The organism is Nocardiopsis sp. FIRDI 009, assembly GCF_003386285.1.
In the GTDB taxonomy this organism is placed as follows: domain Bacteria; phylum Actinomycetota; class Actinomycetes; order Streptosporangiales; family Streptosporangiaceae; genus Nocardiopsis.
In genome coordinates this window covers 16,132-32,391 of sequence record NZ_QPNC01000018.1, presented here as the reverse complement: position 1 = coordinate 32,391, position 16,260 = coordinate 16,132, and the positions used below count along the sequence as shown (strand labels likewise).

The window sequence follows — 16,260 nt, the reverse complement described above, 5'->3', positions numbered from 1 at the left end:
GACGAAGATCTCTCTTGCGGCGATCCATCCCATCGTCATACGTTGTGCGACGTTGATCGCCGATCGGGTGGGAGAGACCATGCGGATACTGGTCGTGGGCGCGGGCGCGCTCGGAGGGTACTTCGGGGCGTGTCTGGCGCGGTCCGGTCGCGACGTCGACTTCCTCGTCCGGCCCGCGCGCGCCGAACTGCTGCGCGAGCGCGGCCTGCGCGTGCGTGACCTGGACGGAAGCGTGGCGTCCACCCCGGTGTCGACGGTCACCGCCGACCGGCTCGGCGCCGACTACGACCTGGTGGTGCTCGCGGTCAAGTCCTACGCGCTGGACGCCGCGATCAAGGATCTGGCCCCCGCCGTGGGTCCGCGCACGGTGGTGGTGCCCTTCCTCAACGGCATGCGCCACGTCGAGGTCCTGGTCGAGCGGTTCGGCGCCGACCGCGTCTACGGCGGGGTCGGGCTGGTGCAGGCCCGACTGGGCGAGGAGGGCGAGGTCGAACGGGTCGGCGACCTGGCCGAACTGGTCTACGGACCGCTCTGCGACACCCCGGTCCAGCCCCTGGAGCGCGTGCACGCGGCCCTGGACGGCGCCGGGTTCGCCGCCACGGCCACCGGCGAGATCCTCCGGCGCATGTGGGAGAAGTGGGTGTTCCTGGCGACCATGGGCGCCTGCACCTGCCTGATGCGCGGCCCCATCGGTCCGATCAACCGAGCGCCCGGCGGGGCGGAGTTCACCTCCGCGATGACCGCCGAGGCCGTCGCGATCGCCACCGCGGCCGGGCACGCACCCGGCGAGAAGTTCATGGACTGGGCACGGTCGGTCATCTCCGACCCCAGGAGCGACGCCAGCCCCACGCTGTACTGGGACCTGACGCACGGGAACCCGGTGGAGGCGGACCACATCGTCGGCGACCTGGTCCGCCGCGCCCGCGAGCTGGGGGTGCCCGCTCCCCTGTTCTCCCTGGCCCACACCCACCTGAGCGTGTACTCGGCGACCCGGGACGCCTGAGCCTCAGCCGCGTTCGGCCCCGGAGCCCGTCGGGTCGGGGCCGAACACGGCGCGCACCCGGTCGGGGTCGAGTCCGTAGCGCTCCGGCCCGTACCGGTGCCCGCCCGGGTTCCTCCTGCGGTCACGGCGGGCGTAGCGCAGTGTCCGGGCCCGGGACTCGGCATCGAACCCCGCTCCGAGGGAGCGCCACGTCCGCTCGGCCACCGCGACCGGGTCCGAGGTCAGTTCGGCGTAGGGCAGGTCCAGGAAGCGGTCGGCGCCGCGGGCGCGGCGGACGGCCCTGGCCCGTTCGGCGCCCTGTGACCAGATCTCCAGCCACTCGCGGCCGATCCGGCGCGGGTCGACGTCGGCGCAGTGCAGGCGCATCCCCGCCTCGGTCAGGCTGCACCACGAGGCCATCGCGCGCACCGGGTCGCGGTCGGTCAGCACCACCGTGGCGTCGGGGAAGACGTCGAGCAGCGCGTCCAGGGTCAGCAGGTGCAGTGGGGACTTGAGCACCCAGCGCCGTCGCGGGCGCCTCCACTGCAACGCCTGGAGCTGCTGCCTGAGGTAGCGGTAGTCGGGCACGGCGTCGCGCCGCCCGAACCAGGCCCGGTAGCCGGGGACGGGCGCGCGCACGTGGTGGGCCAGGCTGTGCGGGAGGGCGAAGACGCACTCCTCCGGTTCGAGCGGGTGCATCGGGTGGATCGTCTGGAAGCCCGGGAGCATGGCGTCCATCCCCCGGATCATGGCGCGCGCCGCGGCCAGGCGCCGGCGTCGGCTCAGGGTGCGCTCCCCGGGCCTGCCGGTGTCGGGAACGGGGTTCCACAGCTCCCACAGCATGGGGGCGCGGGCGTCGGCGTGCGCGGCGAGGAGGCCGTGGCCGAAGGTGGTCCCCGTCCGGGGCAGCCCGGTGATGAACACCGGCCGGTCGATCGGTTCGTCGGCGAACTCGGGGTGGACGTCGAGCAGGTGGAGCATGCGCAGGCGCGTCTGCAGCCGTCGGCGGATCTCGGCCTGGACGCTGACCCGTCCGATCGGTGTGAGGTCGGGGACCGCGTGCCATGCCTCGTGCAGGACGCGCAGGTCGGAGAGGAAGGGTTCGTCGGCGGGCCAGGTCAGACCGGTGCGCCGCGCGGCGTCGCGCATCGCGGCGCCGAAGGAGCGTTCGGCGGAGCGCGGCCGCCCGCCCGCGACCGGGGCGATCAGGGTGTTGACCAGGTGCACCCACCACGCGGGGCGAACGTTCACGGCGGCCCTTCCACTCGTCCGGCATCGGCGTGGAGCACGACGATTCGACCACAGGGTGGCACGTGTCGCAAAGACCGTGTTCAACGGGTTCCGGGCCCTGGCCTCCGGCCGGGAGGCGGCGTAGATTGATGGCCGGACGGCGGCCGACGCTCCGAGGCGTACGAACGGCCACGCACGCCCGGCGCGTGTCCTCGGCGAGGGTCGGCACGACCCGCTTTCGACCTCGTTCCACACGAGGGGGCCGTTCGCCAGGGCCGCGAGGGGGTTCGGGATGGGCGTGATCGAGCTGGAGGAGATCGACACAGGGCTGATCGGGACGGTGGGCGGTAAGGCCGCCGGGCTCGGTGAGATGATCGCGGCGGGCGAGCGGGTCCCCCCGGGCTTCTGCCTGACCGCCGAGGCGCACGTGTCGGGGACGGTGCCCGAGGGCGAGCTCGCCGCCGCCTACGAGCGCCTGGGCGGCGGCCCGGTCGCCGTCCGCTCCAGCGCCACGGCCGAGGACCTGCCCGGCAGCAGCTTCGCCGGACAGCTGGACACCCTGCTCGACGTGCGCGGGACCGAGGAACTGGTGGAGGCGGTGCGCCGGTGCTGGGCGTCCCTGGACTCCGACCGCGCGGTCGCCTACCGTGAGGCCGCCGGGGCCGACCGCGCCGACACGCACATGGCGGTCGTCGTCCAGCGGATGGTCGAGGCGGGGGTCGCCGGGGTGCTCTTCACCGCCGACCCGCTCACCGGCAGCCGCTCCCGCGCGGTCGTGGACGCCGCCCCCGGTCCGGGCCCGGCCGTGGTCGACGGCGGTGTCGTCCCCGACCACCACGTCCTGGTGGACGGCGAACCGGCCGCGGCGGTCGAGGGCGGGTGCCTGGCCGCCGACCAGCTGGAGGAGCTGCGCGCGGCGGGCAGGCGGCTGGCGGAGCACTTCGGCTCACCGCAGGACGTGGAGTGGGCCTACGACGCCGACGGCGTGCTGTGGCTGCTCCAGTCCCGGCCGATCACCACCCTGTTCCCGACGCCCCCGGACGCCGGCGTCCCTGGTCAGCGCCTGTACCTGGAGGTCGGGCACATGCAGGGCATGCTCCGTCCGTTCACCCCCATGGGGATGGACCGCATGACACACCTGTGGGTGAGGTGGTGCTCCTCCCACGGCATCGACGCCGGCCCACGCGAGGGAGCCTCGATCCTCACCCCCGTGGGGGGACGCCTGTACCTGGACCTGACCGATTTCATGCGCAGCGCGCCGGTACGCGCACGGCTCCCCCGGGCGATGGAGGTCTACGGGCCGCGGGTCAGGCGCGCCGTCGAGTACCTCCTGGACGACGCCCGCTTCTCCCCCAGCCCCGGTCTGCCCTTCGCCCCGGGCCCCGCTCTCCGGTTCGCCGCGCGGCTGCTGCCGACCGCCGTGGCGCGCGTCGCCGCGACGATCGCCCGCCCCGCGCGGGCCAGGGCCGGGGCGGACCGGGCGCTGGAGGAGTTCCGGAGCCAGCCGCGCCCCGGCCCGGAGACCACCGCCGCCGAACGGTTGGCCTTCGTCAGCGAGGACGCCTACGCCCCCGTCCTGGGCGCCCCCATGATGGCCGTGGCCTGGCCGACCTTCGCCGGGATCCTCCTCGGTCTGCTCCCCTCGGCGCTGCTCGACGGCGTGGCCACCGACGAGGAACTCGACGCCGTCCTGGGCGGCATGCCGCACAACGTCACCACGGAGATGGACCTGGCCCTGTGGCGGGTGGCCGAGAACGCGGACGCACACCGCGCGCTCTTCCTGGAGACCGACCCGGCCGAGCTGGCCGACATGTACCGTCAGGGCGCGCTGCCCGACATCGGGCTGGCGGACTTCCTGGCGGTGTACGGTCACCGGGCCGCCGCCGAGGTCGACATCGGTATGCCGCGCTGGGCCGAGGATCCCTCCCCGCTGCTGTCCGCCATCGCCAACTACCTGCGGGTGGAGGACCCCGAGCAGGCGCCCGACCGCAGGTTCGCCAGGGCCGCGGTGCGGGCCCGCAGGACGATCAGCGAACTGTCGCTGCGCGGACGCGCCCGGCGGCCCGTCCGCGGACGGATCGCCTCCTTCGCGATGCGCCGGTCCCGTGAGCTCACCGGAGCACGCGAACTCGCCAAGTTCTCCTGGCTCATCCCGTTCGCCGAGATGCGCCGCCAACTCCTGCTCATCGGTGCGGACCTGGTGCGGCGGGGTCTGCTGGAGCGGGCCGACGACGTCATGTTCCTGACGATGGACGAGGTGCGCGCGGCCGTCCACGACGGGGCCGACCATCGGTCCCCGGTGGCCGGACGCCGGGCCGTCCACGACCGGGAGGTGCGTCGCCCCCACGTCCCGGTCCTGCTGTTGTCCGACGGCACCGACGTGGAGACGATCCTGCCGCGCCCGGAGGCCGAGGAGGGCGCGCTGCCCGGGATGCCCGCCGCGGCGGGTCGGGCCACCGGACGGGCCCGGGTGGTCCGCGACCCGTCCGGGGCGCGCGTCGAGCCCGGGGAGATCCTGGTCGCGCCGACCACCGACCCGGGGTGGACGCCGCTGTTCATGACGGCGGCCGGGTTGGTGGCCGAGACCGGATCCCCGGTGGCGCACGGCCCGACGGTGGCCCGCGAGTACGGGATCCCCGCCGTGGTCTGCGTGCGCGACGCCATGCGGCAGATCCGGACCGGACAGGTGGTCACGGTCGACGGCACGGCGGGCACGGTCACCGTGGAGTCGGCGGAGTCCGGGGCTCCGGAGGGTTCCGCCGCGGCGGAGCCCGTGGCGGACGGGGCCGCGGGGGAGTCCGGGACGCGGGGGTAGCGGGTCGGTGCCGGAGCGGTCAGGCCCACCCGGCCAGGACGCGGTCGATGCCGTCGGCGATGCGCGCCCTGGCCTCCTCCCGGGGCACCCCCTCCATGAGGAGCAGGTCGTAGGGGGTGTCCTCGTGTCGGACGGAGGCCACGACCGCGCGGCGCACCGCCCCGGGGTCGAGGTCGCGTCCGGCGGCGGAGCGCCCCACCCGACCGCTGCCGCGCACGGCCGTGTGCTCGGCGATCCTCCGGGCGCGGTCGGCGGGGCAGCCGGGGAAGAGCCGGGTGATCTCGGCGGCGAAGCGCTCCTGGAACACCGCGTCCCGGGCGGCCCTGCGCACGGCGTCGCGTTCACGGCGGCGGGCACGGGCGTCCTCGTCGGCCAGGCACGACTCCTCGGCCGCGACCAGGGCGCGCTCCTCCACGAGCAGGCCGAGGCGGCGGAACCGGCGGCGGGAGGGTACCCACCGCACCACGACGGCCGACAGCACGCTCTCCTTCCTCGCCCTGCGGGTCAGGGTGGCGTTCCCGGCGGGCAGGAACTCCAGATGGTCCAGGTCGACGCAGGTCAGGCAGTGCGGCGCGCCGTCCTCGACCAGCGCGGGTCCCGCACCGGTCAGGCCGCAGTCGGCGCACTCCCACGGTCCGTCCGCCTCCTGGACCTCCAGGTCGGGGACCGTCGCGCGCCGCCGCTCCTCCCGTCCCCGCTGGGCCGCGGTGGCGTTCGGGGACACCCAGTGGACGCGGAACCCGCGTTCGTCGTCGGGGTCGGCGCCGGTGGTGAAGCGCAGTTCCCGGCGGTCGCGCGTGGCGGCCGGGTACTCGCCCTCGTGCCGTTCCATTCCCCGCTGCCCGGCCCAGGCCGCGAGCAGGGCGACGGCGGCGCGCTGCTTGTCCAGGGGGGTCTGGACGAGGTCCTGGAGCGTGTCGACCCGGCCGTGCCGCCAGGTGTCCACCGCCCGGTCGGTGACCCAGCCCAGCGCGGTGAAGGTGTCCAGGACCGACACCGCCCCGCGCCGCGCGACCGCCGCGTCGGCGGCCGCCGCCACCCGGCGCCCCAGCCTGGTCCCCAGATCGGTCACAATGCCCCGCCCCTCCACACACGTCCGTCCCGACAGCGCACCACCCTAGCCGCGGGCACATACCCCGCCGCGCGACGCCCCGGCACGACTCCCACAGCGTTCTCATCAGTCGACAGCCGACCCCGTCGTTCCGGACACCGTGGGTACCCGCGGGGGTGACACGTGGACACGGTGTACGTCCTACCGCCCGTTCCCTGAACGATCGCCGACCACGAGCCGATCGGCGCGGCTCAGGGCGGCGACCTGTGCCCTGCCGCCATGTCCACACCGCCCGAAGGTAAGGAAGCGGTCACCTCCGCGCCCGTTGTCCGCCCGACCGGCGCTGTGTAGATTCCGCCGGTATCCGGCCCCGCACGGGTCCGGAACCGAGTGGAAGGATCCCCCGTGAAGAGAGCCGCCTACCGCATCGCCGCCAAGCTCGGACTCGTGGACGGCAAGCGGCTGACCGCCCCCTACATCTACTACTAGGCCACCTGGTGGACTGGTTTCCCGGGCCCGTGTCGCCCCCGCGGCGCGGGTCCGCCCCGTGGCGGGGGCGCGCGACGTGACGGCCTCCCCGACCGTCCCGGGGCCCGCTCCCCCGGGCCCGCGCGACGGGCGCGGCACCGCCAACGTCGCCGACTACGCCCTCGATCCTTTGGGGTTCCTCACCCGCGCGGCGCGCGAGCACGGCGACGTGGTCACGCTCACCCCCTCGAACGTCCTGCTCGCCCACCCCGACGACATCGGCCGTGTCCTCGTCGACCGGGGCGAGACCGTCGTCAAGCTCCGTCCGGGCGTCCGCCGCAGGGGCGGGACGGGTTTCCCGCTCGCCACGATGAACAGCGAGGGCGTCGACTGGGAGCGCAAGCGCGCCCGCCTGCGGCCCGCCTTCCGCAGCGGCCGGCTGACCGACCTGGCGCACGCGGCGCGCGAGGCGGTCGCGCGCCTGGTCGACACCTGGCACGACGGCCAGGAGATCGACGTGCACGAGGCCATGTCCGACCTGACCATGCGGGTGGGAGCCGAGCACGTCGCCGGGCGTGAGCTGGACTCGCGCGGTCGGATCCTGGCTGAGGCGGTGGGCGCGATCATGCGGCTGACCTCGGCTCCGCGCCTGCCCCGCTGGGTGCCGACCCCGGTCAACCTGGAGCTGCGCCGTGCGCTGCGGGCCCTGGACCGGGTGCTGGCGGACCTGGTCGACGAGCACCGGCCCGACGGCGGCACCACGGCGCTGGGCCGGTTGTTGGAGAGCGACCCGCCGCCGTCGTTCGCGGAGGTGCGGGACGAGCTGGCGACGCTGCTGATGTCGGGATACGAGACCACGGCCGACGCCCTGACCTGGCTCTTCTTCGCCCTGGGTGAGGACGCCGAGGCGGACGGGCGGGTGGCCGAGGGCGGACGCCCGGGCGGAGAGGGGACGGACTTCGCCGGGGCCGCCGCCAAGGAGGCCATGCGGCTGTACCCGCCCGCGTGGGTGATCAGCCGGGAGACCGTGCGCCCGTTCGAGGCGGGAGGTTACGTCCTGCCCCCCGGGACGGTGCTGGGACTCAGCCAGTGGGTGACCCACCGGGACGAACGGTGGTTCGCCGAGCCCGCGTCCTTCCGACCTGGGCGGTGGTTGGACGGTGGCGGTCCCGCCCACCGCTACGCGTTCTTCCCGTTCGGCGGGGGCCGGCGCGGCTGCGTCGGGGCCGCCATGGCCCTGCGCGAGATCGAGGTGATCGCCTCGGCGTTGCGGGCGCGCGTGCGGTTGGAGCTGGTCGGGGCCGACGGAGTCCGCCCCCGCCCGGCGCTCGCGCTCCAGCCGGTGGGCGTCCGGGCGGTCGTGCGCAGGGAGCGTTCCGTCCCGGCCCGGTGAGGGAGGGGGACCGATCCCGACCCCGCGCCCTCCCCCGTGGGCTAGGACGGCGGCCGGTTGATCCACAGCGCCACGCCGCCGTGGTGGGAACACGTACCGCGGCGGTGCTCGGAGTAGCTGTAGGTGCCGTCCTCGCACAGGGCGGTGGCCCCCGCCGGGTGCTGAGGCTCCGGTTCGGGTTCCGGCGCGGGCTCGGGTTCCTCCTCCGGTTCGGGCGCGGGCGCGGGCTCCGGCGCGGGTTCCGGCTCCGATTCCTCCTCGGGTTCGGAAGCCGTCCGGCCACCGTCGTCATCGTCGGTCCGGTCGTCGTCGCGACTCGGCGACGGGGACGGGCTGGGTGAGGGAGGAGGGGGAGAGGACACCGCGGACGCGGAGGCCGACGGGCGGACCGAGGGCGGGGTACCCGATTCCACCTCGGTGCCGTCGAGGGCCGCCCCGACCAGCGCCAGCAGTGTCAGCGCGACCGCAACGGCGTTGATGACCAGACCGCTGACGGCGAGCCCCCGGCCGCTGCGCTCGCCCCGGTCGATCTGCCGGATCCCGAGCCATCCCAGGAGCAGACCGATGAACGGCGGAACGACGAGGGCGAAGCAGCCGACCAGGCTGACGATCCCCAGTACGAGACTCGCGACCGCGCGACCGCTCCGCGGTGGCGGTGGGCCGTACATGTGCGGCGGTGGGGGGAGGAAGGTCATGGGGGGTGACTCCAGATATCCGTGTTTGACATGATTCTCCGGATTTCTGTAACCACCACGTATGGTTTTGGGAGATCTTTACTCGTTATGACCGGAAGTGGACAGCGGGTCAACCAGTGGTACGCGTGACACGTCAGCGCAAGGGCACCGCGCATGGGGAACCTCCGCCGAAGGACGACCCGGCTTATTCCCTTTTCCGCGCGCTGACCAGGAAGAACGGGATCGCGACGAACAGCCTTCCGCGCCGGGCGCGGTCCTGTTGGTCGGCCGTCCACTCCCCGGCCCGCTCCTCGCCGACGGCCCCGGCGGCCACGGCGGCCTCGGCCATGCCCAGCAGCATGCCCAGGACGTCGTCGTCGGTGAAGGTCAGGACACGGCCCTCGACGCGCACCCGTTCGAACCCGGCGTCCAGCAGCAGGGCCCGCTGGCGGCGTGGCGCACGCGGTGCGGGCAGGCCGTCGGCACTGGCGTGGACGATCGCGCGCGTCGTGCCGGGGTGGTCGGAGTCGACGGCGTAGGCGTCCCAGTCCTGCCCCGCCAGGACCAGGCGGCCGCCCGGCGCCAGGGCACGGTGGGCCTCGGCCAGGGCGCGGGCCGCGTCGTCGAGCACGTGGTAGACCTTCTCCGCCCGGTAGCCGCGCAGGGCTCCGTCGGGGAGGGGCAGCGCGTAGGCGTCGGCCTGGCGCAGGTCCAGGTCGGGGCGTCGGGCACGGGCGTGGGCGAGCATGCGCGGATCGGGGTCGATCCCGACCGCCGTCAGCCCGGCGTCGGCGAGTTCGGCGACCGCGAGGCCGGAGCCGCAGCCGACGTCGGCCACGGTGGCGCCGGGGGCGAGGTCGAGCAGTTCCGTGATCCGGGCGCGCAGGGCCCGGGCCTCCGGCCGCCGGTCGAAGCGGTCGAGGCGGGCGATGAGGCGGTCGGTGGCCTCGGTGGAGGCGGACACGGGGTCGGCGTCGACGGGGTCGGGGCCACCGGCTGAGGGGTGTGTGGTCATGGGGCATTGTCCCCGCACACGGGAAGCGGCCACAAGGAGTGCGCGCACGCGGCCGGGCCCAGCCACCGACCGTGCGGTGTCCGGGCCCGGGAGGTGCTCCGCCGTCTCCGGCGGGGCGGTGGCTACCTGCCGACGTCGCGGCCGCGGGGGTGCCAGATGCACACCACCGACGGGCGCGGGAACTCACGGTCGGGCCAGGTACTGGTGGGCGCCTCCAGGGTGCCGCCGTCGCCGGGGTGCTGCGGGGCCAGGAAGACGGTCTTGTTGTCCGGGGTGACGAACGGGCCGCATGCCTCGGCGTCCACGGGGACGGTGGCGAAGGTCTTGAGCTCACCGCGGAAACGGCCCTCGACCGGCACCACGTGCAGGGCGTCGTTGTAGCCCAGTCTGCCGGGCTGGCCGTCCGTGGAGATCCACAGGTTGCCCCGGGCGTCGAAGGTGAGGTTGTCGGGGGCGGAGATCGGCATCACCTTGGACTTGTCGAAGCCCGCGAAGTAGGTGTCGTCGTCCTCGGGGTCGCCGCAGATGATGGGCACGTTCCAGGTGAAGGAGGTCGCGGCGGCGTCGTTGTCGGCCTCGATGATCTCCAGGATGTGCCCGTAGCGGTTGGGGCCGCGCGGGTTGGGCTCGTCGACCTGGCCGGGCTCGCGGGCGGAGTTGTTGGTCAGGGCGCAGTAGACCTTGCCGGTGACCGGGCTGGCCTCGAAGTCCTCGGGCCGGTCCATCTTGGTCGCGCCCGCGGCGTCGGCGGCCAGGCGGGTGTACACGAGCACCTCGGCGACGCTGAACCCGTCGACGAAGCTCTCCGTGGCGGTGCACAGCGGGATCCACCGGCCGGTGCCGTCGAACGCGCCGTCCGAGGGCAGCTCACCGGAGTTGTCGATCTCCTCGGCGGGGCTGTTGCCCTCCAGCCGGGCCACGTACAGCGTGCCCGAGTCGAGCAGGGTGAGGTTGTGGCGGCGCGACCCCTCGACGTAGCGGCCGTCGCTGACGAACTTGTACATGTAGTCGAAGCGCTCGTCGTCGCCCATGTACACGGCGACGCGGCCGTCCTCGGTCAGGCGGGTGTTGGCGCCCTCGTGCTTGAAGCGGCCGAGCATCGTGCGCTTGACCGGCGCGGCCTGCGGGTCGAGCGGGTCGATCTCGACGACGTAGCCGAACCGGTTGGCCTCGTTGGGGTGCTTGGACAGGTCGAAGCGCTCGTCGACCCGGTCCCAGCGGCGGCGCGAGGCGCCGGTGGGCAGACCGTACCGATTGCTCTGGGGCGTACCGGGGGCGGAGTTGAAGTACTGGTTGAAGTTCTCCTCGGCGCTGAGGAAGGTGCCCCACGGGGTCATGCCGCCCGCGCAGTTGTTGAGCATGCCCAGGACCTCGGTGCCGGTCGGGTCGGCCTCGGTGCGCAGCAGCTCGTGGCCGGCGGCCGGACCCGCGATCCGCAGGGGGGTGGTGGCGGTGATCCGGCGGTTGAAGGGCCGCTCGCCGCCGGCGAGCCGCCACTGGCCGGTGCCGCCCACGCGCTCGATCTCGACCAGGGAGCCGCCGTGCGCGGCCATGGCGGTCCGGATCTGTTCGAGGTCGGCCTCGGCGCCGCCGGGGTACCCGGCGAACATGAGGTCCTCGTTGGTGTACTCGTGGTTGACCCACAGCAGGGCGCGGTCGTCGTCCAGCTGGTGGAAGCCGACGTAGTCGCAGTTGTAGCCGAACTGCTGCGCCTGGGCCTCGGCGGTCTGGTTGTCCAGGTCGAACTCGGGCGCCCCGGGCAGGACCGGCTCGCCCCAGCGGATGATGACGTGCTGGTCGTAGCCCTTGGGGATGGTGACCTGGTCGTCGTTGTTGGGCAGCACGCTGTGGAACGTGGCGCGGGGGTTGGGCTTGGGGCGGTTCGGGCCGCGACCGCGGTCGGCGAAGGCCGGGTTCAGGGCGGCGAAGCCGAGCGCACCGGCGCCGGCGGTGACCGCGCTCGTGCGCAGCGCCGCGCGTCGGGAGACCACCTTCTGGAAGATGTCGCCGAAGTAGGCGTTGTCGCTGGTGTTGGGGGCGGGGTGGAAACAGGCGTCGCCGCAGCGCAGTCTGCACGTGGCGCGGGAACGCCCGCCTCCGACCTGGCCGATCAACGGCAGTGCGCGGCGGTGGGGCGCGGACTCGGACACACGTTCTCCTCGGGATCGTGACTACCCCTTCACGCCCCTCCGGGCGGGGAACCGGTGGCGGGCGCGAAGGACGAAGCTGGTCAACCGGTGGATGAGCCACCGGCCGGTCTCGACCTTGGCCGAGGTTTCACACACGTTGGTGAAACCGGGATGAACGCGCCTACAACTCCGTCGCACCCCCTGGGGTGGAAGGGTTCCCGGTCGGCCCGGACGCACACGGTCGACACCGAACGTGATCATGTCCTACCGGAGCGTCTCGTGCCAGACCCTCGGGGTCGTGTTCTCCAGCGCCTCCTCGGGTCACCTCGTCCCGCCAGAATGCCCAAGATTTCTTGGCCAAGAACCCTTGGCAAAGAAGACTTGGGTATCCACGTTGACTCACATGGAAGAGACTCCCCGCGCCGACACCCCTTCCGTCGGCGAAACCCTCCCCAACCCCTTCGCGAAGGCGGCGGTCCTCGATGCCCGGTCCCTGCGCGGACTGGCCCGGCCGACCCCCGCCCGCTCAGCATCCGTCGAGGACAGGGAGGACTGACGGGGCACCGCGTCCCGGAGCCACGGGGCGTGACGGTCACCGGACGCGTACGTGAGGTCCAGCACCATGTTCAGCGCACGGATGGCCTCCCGGGCCTGGTCCCTCAGCAGCACCCTCCTCAGCACCCGCAACGCCTACGCCTCAAGGCGCTCTCCGCCTATGGAGCGACACAGCCCGAGGGTCTCCCCCAGATCCCGGACGGTGGAGTCGGACACACCGGTCTCCAGCTCCAGATGGGCCAGGAGCGTAAGGCGATTCGGCTGACCAGGCTCTTCGGGGGGATTCCCGTCGCGGTCGTCTCCGATGACGCCAAGCGCGACTACTGCCTCTCGCCCGGGGCGGAGGGTGTCATCCACCGCAGGGACTTCGAGCACTGGGGAAGGCTCCCCGACATCGACGACGAGGAGGGGTTCGCCCGTTGGATGAAGGGCGCCCGCAAGTTCGGGGAGGAGTTCTGGCGACGGCTCGGCGGGAAGCGCACGCCGAGGATCGTCTTCGAGCACTCTGGGGAGGACACCATCCCCACGTCCGTCTCCCTGTGCGACAACGCGGGCATGGTCGTCGCCTGTGGAGGCACCAGAGGTTACGACGCGGATGTGGACCTGCGCTTCCTGTGGATGCGCCAGAAGCGGTTCCAGGGGTCGCACGTCGCGAGCCTGAGGGAGTTCGACTCGGTGACACGCCTGGTGGCCGGTGGCCTGCTCAACCCCCGCCCGTTCGCCACCTTCACCCTCGGCGAGGCCCACCCGAGCCTCCTCGAGAACACGGGCGTCGAGGGCAACGGGCAGCGCTGGTGAACTCCCCAGGCCCGGTAGGGGGCCTGTGACCCCCTCCCGGACGATCTAGGACGCGCTCCCGCTCCTGCCCACGGGCACGACCATCGGCCCTCCGGTCACCGGGTCCTCCACGACCACGGCCTCCAGCCCGAAGGCCTCGGCCAGCAGCCGCGGCGTCAGCACATCGGCCGGCGGACCGCTGGCCACGACCGAGCCGTCGCGCATGGCGATGATCGTGTCGGCGTAGCGGGCGGCGAGGTTGAGGTCGTGCAGCACCATGACGATCGTCCGTCCGCCCTGCTGGTGCAGGTCGCGGACCAGGTCCAGCACGTCGACCTGGTGCACGAGGTCCAGGAACGTGGTGGGCTCGTCCAGCAGCAGCAGGTCGGTGCCCTGGGCCAGCACCATCGAGATCCACGCCCGCTGCCGCTGCCCGCCCGACAGTTCGTCCAGGGGGGTGTCGGCCAGTTCCAGCAGGCCGGTCTGGGCCAGCGCGTCGGCCACGGCGCGGTGGTCGTCCCCCGACCACTGCCGGTACCAGCGTTGGGCGGGGTGGCGGCCCCGGGCGACCAGGTCGGCGACGGTCAGCCCGTCGGGCGCGGTCGGCTGCTGGGGCAGGATGCCCAGCACCTGGGCGACCTCCCGGGTGGGGGTGCGGTGGATGTCGCGCCCGTCCAGTTCGACCACGCCCGCGCGGGGGCGCATGAGCCGCCCCAGTGCGCGCAGCATCGTGGACTTGCCGCACCCGTTGGGGCCGATGACGCAGGTGATGGTGCCCTCGACGATGTCGGCGTCCAGGCCGTCGACGATGGTGCGGTCGTCGTAGGCCAGGGTCAGACCCCGGGCGGTGAGGCGGGCGCGGGCGGCGGAGTCGGGCTGGGGGGAGGCCGGTGCGTCGACGTGCGTGGGGTTGCCGGAGGTCGTGGTCAAGCTTGGGCCTTTCGGTTACCGCGGACGAGGAGGTAGATGAGGTAGAGGGCGCCCAGGCTGCCGGTGACCACGCCCACGGGGAGCTGGATGGTCTCGAACAGGTTCCGGGCGATGAGGTCGGCGCCGCAGACGAGTCCGGCGCCGACCAGGGCGGACAGCAGGACCGGCGGCCGGGGGGCGCGGGCCAGGCGCAGGGCGATCTGCGGTGAGGCCAGGGACACGAACAGGATCGGTCCGGCGGCCGAGGTGCCGAAGGCGGCGAGCAGCACGGCCAGGACGAGCAGCCCGGTGCGGCCCCGCTCCACGCCCACCCCCAGTCCCCGGGCGATGTCGTCGCCGTAGGACAGGGCGTCCATCGTGCGGCTCATGATCAGCGCGGCGGGCAGGCAGACCAGCAGCGCCAGGGCGACGGGGACGGCGTTCGGCCAGGTGCGCATGGTGAGGCTGCCCGCGATCCACACCATGGCGCGGCCGCTGTCGGTGACCTCGCCCAGGGTGAGCATCCACAGGGTGACGTTCATCAGGACGGCGGACACGCCCACGCCGACCAGGAGCAGCCGGTAGCCGTCGATGCCCGCGCGCCAGGCCAGGCCGTAGCACAGGACCCCGGCCAGGAGCCCGCCCGCCAGGGCGACGGCCGGGACGCCGATGTCGGCGAGGGGGCCGCTGACGATGCCGTAGCTGCCGCCGAAGGCCATGACCGCGACCACCCCGGCGCTGGCGCCGTGGGTGACGCCGAGCAGGTCGGGGCTGGCCAGGGGGTTGCGCATGATGGTCTGGGTGATGGCCCCGGCTGCGGCCAGGGCGGCGCCGGCCAGCAGGCCGACCACGACGCGGGGCATGCGCACCCGCCAGACGGTGAAGTACTGGTCGCTGCTGGTGCCGACGATGTTGGCCCACACCTGCCCGACGGTGATCTCGGTCTCTCCCATGACGAGGTTGAGGGTGACCAGGACGAGGATGGCCGTGCAGGTCAGGAGGGAGGCGGTGAGCAGCCGGGGGCGGACCCGGAGGGCGACCGGGCCCACCCGCAGGGCGCGCACGGGGCGCGGGCGCGCGGGTGTCCGAGTGCGGGGGTCGGCGGGGGAGATCGTGGAACTCATAGGGAGAGAAGTTTCCTGCGTCGGACGACGTGGATGAAGAAGGGGGCGCCCAGGATGGCGAGCACCACCCCGACCTGGAGTTCCCCGGGCGGGGCCAGGAAGCGGCCGAGGACGTCGGCGGCCATGAGCAGGATGGCGCCGAGCAGCGCGGAGTAGGGCAGCAGCCAGCGGTGGTCCGAGCCGACCACGCTGCGGGCCAGGTGCGGGACGATGAGTCCGACGAAGGCGATCGGGCCGCAGGCGGCCACGGTCACGCCGGTGAGCAGGGTGATGGCGAGCAGACCGGTGGCCCTGGCCCAGCCGACGCGGTAGCCCAGGGCGCGGGCGGTGTCGTCGCCCAGCGCCAGGGCGTTGAGCGCACGGGTGTTGGCCAGCGCCAGGACGACGCCGACGATCACGAAGGGGAGCATCTCGGAGATGATCGAGGGGTCGCGTCCGGTGAGGGAGCCCACCCGCCAGAAGCGGAAGTTGTCCATGGTGTCCTGGTCGAGCAGGACGATCCCCGAGACCAGGGAGTACATCAGCCAGCTGACCGCGGTACCGGCCAGGGCCAGGGTGATGGGGGTGGGTCCGCGGCCGGGCACCGAGCCGATGAGGTAGACGACCACGGCCGCCGCTCCGGCGCCGGCGAACGCCAGCCATGCCTGGGTGCGCAGGTCGTCGATGCCGAGGAAGTGGATCCCCAGGACCACCACGAAGGCGGCGCCGAAGGTGACGCCGAGGATGCTCGGGTCGCCCAGGGGGTTGCGCGTGTGCCCCTGCATGAGGGCGCCGCCCAGGCCGAGGCTGAGCCCGGCGAGCAGGCCGAGCACGGTGCGCGGCAGGCGGATCTCGTTGACGATGATGTTGGCCTCGTCGCTGGCCGCGTGGGACAGCGCCTGCCAGACGGTGGCGGGGTCGAGCGTGCGCGCACCGAGCAGGACGCTGCTCAGCGCCACCAGTGCGAGCAGGACCGCCAGGAGCCCCAGGCCGGCGACCCTGCGGGCCCGGCGGGCGCCGATCAGTCCGGTGGGCGGGGGGTCGTCGGCGGCGGACGCGAGGCCGTTCCCGGGCGCGGTGACGGGGCCGGCGGTCGCGGCCCCGGGGGTGTCACTCACCCACTGCTCCCCTCATGACGAGGGCCAGGTAAACCTAACTT

At 73.5% G+C, this 16,260-nt stretch carries 14 protein-coding genes; 6 read left to right on the top strand and 8 right to left on the bottom strand.

The genetic code is table 11. From position 1 onward, the window contains the following. The first annotated feature begins 79 nt into the window (after nucleotides 1–79). Nucleotides 80–1,003: a ketopantoate reductase family protein gene (locus DVR05_RS15415; RefSeq protein WP_198659204.1), complete on the top strand. Its 924-nt coding sequence runs from the start codon at nucleotides 80–82 to the stop codon at nucleotides 1,001–1,003. Nucleotides 1,004–1,006: 3 nt separating this feature from the next. Here DVR05_RS15415 and DVR05_RS15410 read toward each other — a convergent pair whose 3' ends face one another. Further along, entirely contained in the window at nucleotides 1,007–2,233 is a 1,227-nt protein-coding gene (locus DVR05_RS15410) for a sulfotransferase (RefSeq protein WP_116246587.1), read from the bottom strand. Between the two features lie 271 nt (nucleotides 2,234–2,504). On the opposite strand from DVR05_RS15410, the gene DVR05_RS15405 reads away from it, so the two are divergent. Beyond that, the gene (locus tag DVR05_RS15405) at nucleotides 2,505–5,027 is read left to right on the top strand and encodes a PEP/pyruvate-binding domain-containing protein (protein WP_116246586.1); all 2,523 of its coding nucleotides are present in this window, start codon (nucleotides 2,505–2,507) and stop codon (nucleotides 5,025–5,027) included. A gap of 19 nt (nucleotides 5,028–5,046) precedes the next feature. Here the strand turns inward: DVR05_RS15405 and DVR05_RS15400 are convergent, their stop codons facing one another. Then, nucleotides 5,047–6,099: a DUF2293 domain-containing protein gene (locus DVR05_RS15400; protein WP_116246585.1), complete on the bottom strand. Its 1,053-nt coding sequence runs from the start codon at nucleotides 6,097–6,099 to the stop codon at nucleotides 5,047–5,049. A 369-nt stretch (nucleotides 6,100–6,468) separates the two neighbouring features. Here DVR05_RS15400 and DVR05_RS27430 point away from each other — a divergent pair, with 369 nt between their 5' ends. Together DVR05_RS27430 and DVR05_RS15395 are read left to right on the top strand one after the other, a co-directional pair. Then, nucleotides 6,469–6,567, top strand: coding sequence for a cittilin family RiPP precursor (locus DVR05_RS27430; RefSeq protein WP_232832161.1), 99 nt, complete (start codon nucleotides 6,469–6,471; stop codon nucleotides 6,565–6,567). Between the two features lie 76 nt (nucleotides 6,568–6,643). Beyond that, nucleotides 6,644–7,939: a cytochrome P450 gene (locus DVR05_RS15395; protein WP_116246723.1), complete on the top strand. Its 1,296-nt coding sequence runs from the start codon at nucleotides 6,644–6,646 to the stop codon at nucleotides 7,937–7,939. Nucleotides 7,940–7,980: 41 nt separating this feature from the next. Here DVR05_RS15395 and DVR05_RS15390 read toward each other — a convergent pair whose 3' ends face one another. From DVR05_RS15390 to DVR05_RS15380, 3 genes are all read right to left on the bottom strand, one after another. After that, entirely contained in the window at nucleotides 7,981–8,634 is a 654-nt protein-coding gene (locus tag DVR05_RS15390) for a DUF3761 domain-containing protein (protein ID WP_116246584.1), read from the bottom strand. Nucleotides 8,635–8,818: 184 nt separating this feature from the next. Then, nucleotides 8,819–9,628 (bottom strand): methyltransferase domain-containing protein, encoded by an 810-nt coding sequence (locus DVR05_RS15385; RefSeq protein WP_116246583.1) that lies wholly within the window; start codon nucleotides 9,626–9,628, stop codon nucleotides 8,819–8,821. A gap of 122 nt (nucleotides 9,629–9,750) precedes the next feature. Then, entirely contained in the window at nucleotides 9,751–11,778 is a 2,028-nt protein-coding gene (locus tag DVR05_RS15380) for a PhoX family phosphatase (protein WP_116246582.1), read from the bottom strand. A 382-nt stretch (nucleotides 11,779–12,160) separates the two neighbouring features. Between DVR05_RS15380 and DVR05_RS27425 the strand changes: the two genes are divergently transcribed. After that, nucleotides 12,161–12,313, top strand: coding sequence for a hypothetical protein (locus tag DVR05_RS27425; protein ID WP_232832160.1), 153 nt, complete (start codon nucleotides 12,161–12,163; stop codon nucleotides 12,311–12,313). Nucleotides 12,314–12,546: 233 nt separating this feature from the next. After that, nucleotides 12,547–13,110 (top strand): zinc-binding dehydrogenase, encoded by a 564-nt coding sequence (locus tag DVR05_RS27420; RefSeq protein WP_232832159.1) that lies wholly within the window; start codon nucleotides 12,547–12,549, stop codon nucleotides 13,108–13,110. Between the two features lie 45 nt (nucleotides 13,111–13,155). On the opposite strand, the gene DVR05_RS15370 is transcribed toward DVR05_RS27420, so the two are convergent. The 3 genes from DVR05_RS15370 to DVR05_RS15360 are packed head-to-tail and all read right to left on the bottom strand — an operon-like array spanning nucleotide 13,156 to nucleotide 16,219. Continuing rightward, nucleotides 13,156–14,019 (bottom strand): ABC transporter ATP-binding protein, encoded by an 864-nt coding sequence (locus DVR05_RS15370; protein WP_116246580.1) that lies wholly within the window; start codon nucleotides 14,017–14,019, stop codon nucleotides 13,156–13,158. Continuing rightward, a complete protein-coding gene (locus DVR05_RS15365; RefSeq protein ID WP_116246579.1) occupies nucleotides 14,016–15,122 on the bottom strand; it encodes an iron chelate uptake ABC transporter family permease subunit in 1,107 nt (368 codons plus the stop codon). The genes DVR05_RS15370 and DVR05_RS15365 overlap by 4 nt, the downstream gene beginning before the upstream one ends. Beyond that, the gene (locus tag DVR05_RS15360; RefSeq protein ID WP_116246578.1) at nucleotides 15,119–16,219 is read right to left on the bottom strand and encodes an iron ABC transporter permease; all 1,101 of its coding nucleotides are present in this window, start codon (nucleotides 16,217–16,219) and stop codon (nucleotides 15,119–15,121) included. Before DVR05_RS15360 ends, DVR05_RS15365 begins: the two co-directional genes overlap by 4 nt. Between the last annotated feature and the right edge of the window lie 41 nt (nucleotides 16,220–16,260).

Coding starts and splice junctions, on each gene's coding strand:
- DVR05_RS15415 (WP_198659204.1), top strand. CDS start 80: ATGCGGATACTGGTCGTGGGCGCGGGCGCGCTCGGAGGGTACTTCGGG.
- DVR05_RS15405 (WP_116246586.1), top strand. CDS start 2,505: ATGGGCGTGATCGAGCTGGAGGAGATCGACACAGGGCTGATCGGGACG.
- DVR05_RS15390 (WP_116246584.1), bottom strand. CDS start 8,634: ATGACCTTCCTCCCCCCACCGCCGCACATGTACGGCCCACCGCCACCG.
- DVR05_RS15385 (WP_116246583.1), bottom strand. CDS start 9,628: ATGACCACACACCCCTCAGCCGGTGGCCCCGACCCCGTCGACGCCGAC.
- DVR05_RS27425 (WP_232832160.1), top strand. CDS start 12,161: ATGGAAGAGACTCCCCGCGCCGACACCCCTTCCGTCGGCGAAACCCTC.
- DVR05_RS27420 (WP_232832159.1), top strand. CDS start 12,547: ATGGGCCAGGAGCGTAAGGCGATTCGGCTGACCAGGCTCTTCGGGGGG.
- DVR05_RS15365 (WP_116246579.1), bottom strand. CDS start 15,122: ATGAGTTCCACGATCTCCCCCGCCGACCCCCGCACTCGGACACCCGCG.